The sequence below is a fragment of the Halopseudomonas xiamenensis genome, from assembly GCF_014219065.1.
In the GTDB taxonomy this organism is placed as follows: domain Bacteria; phylum Pseudomonadota; class Gammaproteobacteria; order Pseudomonadales; family Pseudomonadaceae; genus Halopseudomonas; species Halopseudomonas xiamenensis.
The window spans coordinates 82,327-89,306 of record NZ_JACLGO010000018.1; the positions used below are offsets into that span (position 1 = coordinate 82,327).

The following is a 6,980-nucleotide window of genomic DNA, read 5'->3' on the forward strand; positions in this document are numbered from 1 at the left end:
CCCCATGCTGCTTGAGTAGCAAGGGGCTAGTGCTAAAGAACGAGAGGCCATTTCCTGTCAGGCGCCTACCAGCCCAGCGCCACCCCCAGGGCCAGGGTATCGGTTTTCTCCACCCGGTCGCCGGCATCGCGGTCCTTCAGGTCGAAGCGGTTGTATTCGGCCACCAGCGTCAGGTTGTCGTTGATGCTGTGGAACAGGCCGATGCCGCTGGTCTTGAAGTCCGCCTGGTAGCCCAGGCCGTTGCCGTCATCCCGGGTCTTGCCATAGGACAGGGCTACCCGCGTCTTGCCGAAGGCATAGGAGCCCTGCAGCAGGTAGCCCTTGCTGTCGCTCTCGCGCAGGCTGGCCTGGGTGGCGTTGTTGGTGAAGAACGGGTTGATGCCCTCGGCATTGAAGCCGGAACCGGTCAGCGACAGCTGCCCCAGCTTCGCCTGCACGCCATAACCCAGACCACGCGAGGTCACCGAGTCCACACCCACGCCGGTGTTATCCGCCTGCTGGTACATGCCGTTGAGCCAGGTGTGCAGCTGCGCGCCACCCAGCTCGAACTGATAGGTGAGTTCACTCTCGAAACGCGGGCTGTCCTGGTAGTCCTTGCCGGTCTGCACGCCGTTGTCATCGACCAGGTGACCATCGACTGGGTCCATGATACCCACAGCGGCGCGGAAGCCATTCATCACCGGCGAGCGATAGGTGATCTGCGAGGTGGGAAAGGGATAGGGATAGCCGGTACCGATATTGCCGAAGGACACCCCGCCGCCATCGACCAGCCCGAGCGTGTCACTGGATTGGCCATAGGCGGTAAGGAACTCGTCGAGCATGATGTTGGAGCGTCCGAACAGGCCGAAGTCCTTGCCGAACAGCACCTCACCCCAGCTGCCGGAAACGGTGCCGTAGAACTGACGCACATCGATGCCGGTCTCGGTGGCGTTGTCCTGGCTGTCGTTGATGGTGACCCAGAACGAGGAACGGCCGCCGACGGTCAGGTTGTCGAATTTCTTGTCGACATTGAAGCCGATGTAGTTGGGCAGAAAGCCCATCTTCACCCGCGACTGGTTGCGGTCCAGATCAGGGTCGATATGGTCGACCTTGTTGTGCACATAGAAGGCGTTGAAATAGCCATCGACCGAGAAGCTGGTGTCGTCCTGGTCGTACAGGGTGATGGCTGCCGAGGCCGGTGCGCTGAGCATGGCTGCAGCCAATGCGGTCAACAGAGGATAGGCGGTATTGTTCTTGTTCATTGTGCTCTCCGATGGAATCAGTGGCTGACGAAACTGAGCGTCCAGCGGATTATCGGAAAGCGCGAAGCCTGCCCCTATTCTGCCAAGGGCCCGAAAATACCGGGCTTTGGTGGGGGGCTACCAAGGATGGCGGTGCTGCTGCCAAAGCAGCGACTGGCCTGCTACCTTGGGAGGAGCAAAGCCGTTCCCGTCACAACACCTGCCCGAGCATGGCCCGCAGCTTACCGGCCTTGATCGGCTTGTTGAGCACCGGTATACCCAGATCCCGCAGCCGTTGCCGGCTGTGTTCGCTGCGATCGGCGGTAATCATGATCGCCGGGATCTGCCAGTGGAAGTGCTCGCGCAGCACGCCCACCGCATCGCAGCCGGTCTGCCCGGCATCCAGGTGGTAATCGACCAGGATGGCATCGGGGCGGCGGCCGTCGAGCACCGCCAGCGCGCCTGGCAGGTCCACCGCCACCTGTACCCGAGCGCCCCACTGTTCCAGCAGCCCCTGCATGCTCGACAAGATCATCGCGTCGTTGTCGATCACCAGCAGGTGCCGGCCCTGCAGCGGTGCGCTCAACCGTTCCAACAGGGCGTCGGGCGGGTTCGGTGTGCTGGCGCGGGCCAATGGCAGCGTTACGCTGAACATCGAGCCCTGCCCCACCACCGAGTGCACCTGCAGCGGTGCTTCGAGCAGCCGGGCGATACGCTCGACGATGGCCAGTCCCAGCCCGGCGCCCTTGCGCGGCCCAACCCGGTCGGCGTGCAGCTGGTTGAACTCGCGGAAGATGTCTTCGAAACGCTCGCGCGGAATACCCAGCCCGGTATCCCATACCTGGATGCTCAGCAGCTCACCGCGGCGCCGGCAGCCGATCAGTATCCGCCCACTCGGCGTATAGCGGATAGCATTGCTCAGCAGGTTGCGCAGGATGCGACTGAGCATGCGGTAATCGGTGCGCACCGCCCAGCGCCCGAGCCGGGCCCGCACCTGCAGCCCGCTGGTTTCGATCAGCCCCTGGAACTCGCTGAGCAGCGGATCGATGACCTCGGCCAGGCTGTGGTTACCGAGATCCAGGGGAATATTGCCATGATCCAGCCGCGCGATATCCAGCAGGTCGCTGAGCATGTCCTCGGCGCTCTCCAGCGCGGCGTGGGAGCGTTCGACCAACTGCGCCTCGGCCGCCGGCAGTGCCCGCTCGCGCAGGGTCGCCATGAGCAGCCGCGCCGCATTCAGCGGCTGCAGCAGGTCGTGACTGACCGCCGCCAGATAATGATCCTTGTTGCGGTTGGCCAGCTCGGCGGCATCCCGGGCATCACGCAGTGCCCATTGCACCCGCTCGCGCTCGATGATCTCGTGGCGCAGGCTGTCATTCAGGGTTTCCAGCTCCTGGGTGCGCTCATGCACTCGCTGTTCCAGTTGTTCATTGAGCAGTTGCATGGCCCGTTCGGCCTGCTTGCGACCACTGATATCGGCAACGAAGCCTTCCACCAACGAGCGCCCGCCTTCCTGCTTGAGCAACAGGTTCATGCGCACATCCAGCTCGCTGCCGTCCAACCGCCGCAGGCGGGTTTCGTAACCGACCAGTTCGCCCTGCAGCCGCAACTGCTCACCAACCCGGCGGAACTCCTCGGCCCCGGCGGCGAAGAAGCTGTCCTTCAGCTCAGTGGCAGCCGCCAGCACGGCCTCGGTCGAGGGGTAGCCGAGCATGCGTACCAGCGAGGGGTTGGCTGCCCGGATACCATGCTCCATGTCGCCCTGGAAGATGCCGTGCACGGCATTCTCGAACAGCCACTTGTAGCGATTGCGCTCGGTCTCCAGCTCTTCCAGGCGGCCCATCAGTTCCGGGTAGTAGCTTTTGCGCGATGATTGCAGACCCAGCCCCAGCAGGCCGGTCAGCACCTCGCGGCGCGGGTCAGAGGGCTTCGGCATAAACGACTTCAACGTCCCTGAGGCTGGATTCACGGGGGTTGGTCAGGATGCAGGGGTCATCCATGGCATGGATCGACAGCATCGGCAGGTCACTGGTGCCGACGCCGTGCATACCCAGGGTCTGCTCGAAGCCCACCGCGTGCTTGAAATCAATCAGGTGCTGCACCAGCCGCTGGCGCACCTGCGGCCCGCTCAGGCCGCGGATATCGAGTCCCAGGGTCTGGGCGATCACCTTGAAACGGTCCGGCGCCGCATCGTAGTTGAAGGCCACCACGTGCTCCATCAGGATGGCGTTGCACAAGCCATGGGGCAGGTCCAGATAGCCACCAAGGCTGTGCGACATGGCATGCACCGCACCGAGAATGGCATTGGAGAACGCCAGCCCGGCCTGCAGGCTGCCAAGCATGATCTTTTCGCGCAGCTGGATATTGTCGGGCTGCTTGATCATCTCCACCAGATTGCCATTGATCAGGCGCATGGCCTCCAGCGCATGGGCATCAGTCATCGGCCCGCTGCCGGTGGAGACAAAGGCCTCGATCGCGTGCACCAGCGCATCGACTCCGGTACAGGCGGACAGGAAAGGGTCCATGGTGGCGGTCACTTCCGGGTCGATCAGCGCCACATCCGGCACCACCGCCTTGCTGATGATGGAGAACTTGACCTTCTCCTGCTGGTTGGAAATGATCACGAACTGCGACACATCCGCCGAGGTCCCGGCGGTAGTGGGAATCAGGATCACCGGTGGTACCGGGGTGCGGATGGTGTCGACACCCTCGAAGTCGAGGATATGCCCACCGTTGGTGGCGACGATGCCGATGGCCTTGGCGCAGTCCATCGGGCTGCCACCACCGATGGCGACGATCGCATCGCAGCCGTAGCTGCGATAGACCTCGGCGCCCTGCATCACCTCCTCCACCCGTGGGTTGGCCGAGACCTGGGTATAGAGCACATAGTTCACACCCTGCTGCTGCAGGCTGTGCTCCACGTCAGCAACCCAGCCCGCGGCGACCACGCCCGGGTCGGAGACCAGCAGAACCTTGCGTGCGGCGAAGGTATTGACATAGTTGGCCACGGTCTTGCGTGAGCCGGCACCGAAGATGATCTCGGGGGTAACGAATTTGCGCAGTTGGCTGATATCGTAGGCCATGGTGCTGATCGACCTTGTTGTTGTATTTATGGAAGCCACAGGTTACCTCAAAGCAGACGCTATGGGCGCGTTTACGACTGAAGTCGTGCCGGGCTGACCCCCAAGTCGCATGGTCGGCTGGCGTTTTTCGTATGAGCATGGTGCCAAATCGGAAAAAACCGGGGTACGCCATGCTGTTGTCCTCTCGACTGCGCCTGCTGCTGCGCTGGCTGGCGCTGATCCTGCTGCTGCACAGTCCGCTGCTGGCAGCCGATGACGCCCTGCCGGCACAGATCCGCGACGCTATCCAACTGCTGTTTCCCCAGGCCACCCGGATCGACGCCAGGCAGGGTGATGTACCGGTCTATCCGGTATATCAGCTGAACGAGCTGCTCGGCTACGCCTTCGAGTCCACCGACCACTCCAGCCTGCAGGGCTTTGCCGGCAAACCCTTTCACCTGCTGGTTGGCCTGAATGTCGACGGCGTGCTGGCCGGGGTGCGGGTGCTGGGCCACCATGAGCCGGTGTTCCTGCATGGCATGGGCGACAAGGCCCTGCACGACTTCGTCGAACAGTACCGCCAACACCCGCTGAGCAGGCCAGTGGTAGTTGGCGGGCGCAAGCCGGATTCCAGCGATGGCCAGTCCATCACCCAGTTCGATGGCATCAGCAAGGCCACGGTATCGGTGGTGATCCTCAATGAAAGCGTTCTACAGTCGGCATTGGCCGTGGCCCGCGCCTATCTCGAAGGCTTTACCAGCGCGCCGCTGGCAACCCCGCGCCCGGACCTGTATGAGCCTCTGGATTGGCAGCAGTTGCTGGAGCGCGGACTGGTTCAGCACTGGCGGGTGAAGCCGGAGGATGTGGAGCAACACCTGGGCCATTCGCTGGAACATTATCCAGGCATGCTCCACGACCAGGCCTTCAGCGAACTGTTCTTCGCCTATATGGATACGCCCATGAGCGGGCTCAACCTGTTGGGCGAGCAGGGCTTTGCGCGTCTGCAGGACAGCCTGCGCGACGGTGAGCAGGCTATCCTGGTCATGTCCCGGGGCAGCTATCGGCATGTACCGGAGGATTTCACCCCCGCCTCCTCGCCCAGCCGGCTGGTGCTGGTGCAGAATGACCAGGCCATCGAGCTGCATGACCTGGATTTCGACAATGGCACGCTGCTGAACCAACTGACGATGGTACCGGCGGATGACCTGCAGGCGCATATCTTCCGCATCAAGAGCCACGCCGCCTATAACCCGGCACAGCCCGCCGCACTTCAGCTCAATGTCCATCTACGGCGCAACCATCTGGTGGAAAGCCAACTGGTGCTCGAGCATCCCTTCGAGCCCGACCCGGCGCTGTTCGAGATCCACCAGCCCAATGCCGCCAGCAAACCGGCGCCGGTGTGGCTGCGCCTGTGGCAGGAACGCTGGTGGCAGTTGGCGCTGCTGGGCGCGGCCCTGCTGTTGCTGAGCGTGGTATTCACCTACCAGCACCGGATCAGCCAACACAGCCGCGCCTTTCACCTGCTGCGCGGCGGCTTTCTGCTGTTCACCTTGCTGTTCATCGGCCTGTATGCCCAGGGCCAGCTGTCGGTGGTGAACATCACCACCCTGCTGCTGGCGCTGGTCGAGGGCTTTGATATCCGCATATTCCTGATGGACCCGGTGATCTTCGTGCTGTGGAGCTTCACCTTCATCAGCCTGTTCATCTGGGGGCGCGGGCTGTTCTGCGGCTGGCTCTGCCCGTTCGGCGCGCTGCAGGAGTTCATCGCCTGGCTGGGCCAGAAGCTGCGCCTGCGGCAATGGAAAGTGTCGGAGCCGCTGCATCGACGGCTGCAATGGCTCAAATACGTGATTCTGCTGGGACTGCTGGCCAGCGCCCTGCTGTCCCAGACCCTGGCCGAGCGCCTGGCCGAGGTCGAGCCGTTCAAGACCACCATTACCCTGTTCCTGGTACGCAGCTGGCCCTTCGTCGCCTATGCCCTGCTGCTGCTCGGGCTGGGCCTGTTCATCCACAAGTTCTATTGCCGCTATGTGTGCCCGCTGGGTGCCGGTCTGGCGATACTCGGCAGGCTGCGCCTGTTCTCCTGGCTGAAACGCATCGACGCCTGCGGCCAGCCCTGCCAGCACTGCCGCAACCGCTGTGGCATAGGCGCTATCCACCGCGATGGCCGCATCGACTATGACGAATGCATCCAGTGCCTGGAATGCATCGTCATTCTGCATGATGACCAGCAGTGCGTGGCCACGGTCAGTGCCCGCAAGAAGGCCGAGAAAAGCCAGCGCAAGGCTGCTGCTGGGGCGTTGATCTACAGGGGGTGAAGCTCCCGGGAGCCGTACTGCATTCGCTGGGCAGCCACACAACCAGCCTGGGGGTGTAGCGCGCCGGCGCTACGCCAGCGGGCTTGCCACCACGCAGAAGCCCGGCGTCGAGCAGGCGCTCGACACCCCCAGGGGGCGGGTTAGCGCCACTGGTACTGCACCCCCAGCCCTACCAGCCAGCTGCGCTCCGGGGCCGGTTCGTAGTAACGGGCGCCGGAGCCGTTGACGATCAATGAGCCGATGTACTCGCGGTCGGTCAGGTTGTCCAGCCGGGCGAAGGGTTCGAGGCTGAGGTTGCCGATTGGCTGCTGGTAGCCGGCGCGCCAGTTCAGCACCGTGTAGCCGGAGGCCTTGTGCTGGTTGTCGTCGGTGGCGTAGCG

General features: G+C 63.4%; 4 protein-coding genes and 1 pseudogene. 1 reads left to right on the top strand and 4 read right to left on the bottom strand.

Translation table 11 applies throughout. The annotated features are described in order from the left end of the window. Positions 1-65: 65 nt before the first annotated feature. The 3 genes from H6X51_RS12955 to ercA form a co-directional block, all read right to left on the bottom strand. Positions 66-1,241: a porin gene (locus tag H6X51_RS12955; protein ID WP_185267905.1), complete on the bottom strand. Its 1,176-nt coding sequence runs from the start codon at positions 1,239-1,241 to the stop codon at positions 66-68. 190 nt (positions 1,242-1,431) lie between these two features. Continuing rightward, on the bottom strand, positions 1,432-3,156 hold the full coding sequence (locus tag H6X51_RS12960; protein ID WP_185267906.1) for a PAS domain-containing hybrid sensor histidine kinase/response regulator: 1,725 nt from the start codon (positions 3,154-3,156) through the stop codon (positions 1,432-1,434). Further along, positions 3,140-4,303, bottom strand: a complete 1,164-nt coding sequence (ercA, locus tag H6X51_RS12965) for an alcohol dehydrogenase-like regulatory protein ErcA (protein WP_185267907.1) — start codon at positions 4,301-4,303, stop codon at positions 3,140-3,142. Before ercA ends, H6X51_RS12960 begins: the two co-directional genes overlap by 17 nt. 170 nt (positions 4,304-4,473) lie before the next feature. Here ercA and H6X51_RS12970 point away from each other — a divergent pair, with 170 nt between their 5' ends. Further along, on the top strand, positions 4,474-6,600 hold the full coding sequence (locus H6X51_RS12970) for a 4Fe-4S binding protein (protein WP_185267908.1): 2,127 nt from the start codon (positions 4,474-4,476) through the stop codon (positions 6,598-6,600). Between the two features lie 140 nt (positions 6,601-6,740). Here H6X51_RS12970 and H6X51_RS12975 read toward each other — a convergent pair. Next, a pseudogene (locus H6X51_RS12975) lies at positions 6,741-6,980 on the bottom strand (TonB-dependent receptor); the annotation flags it as partial.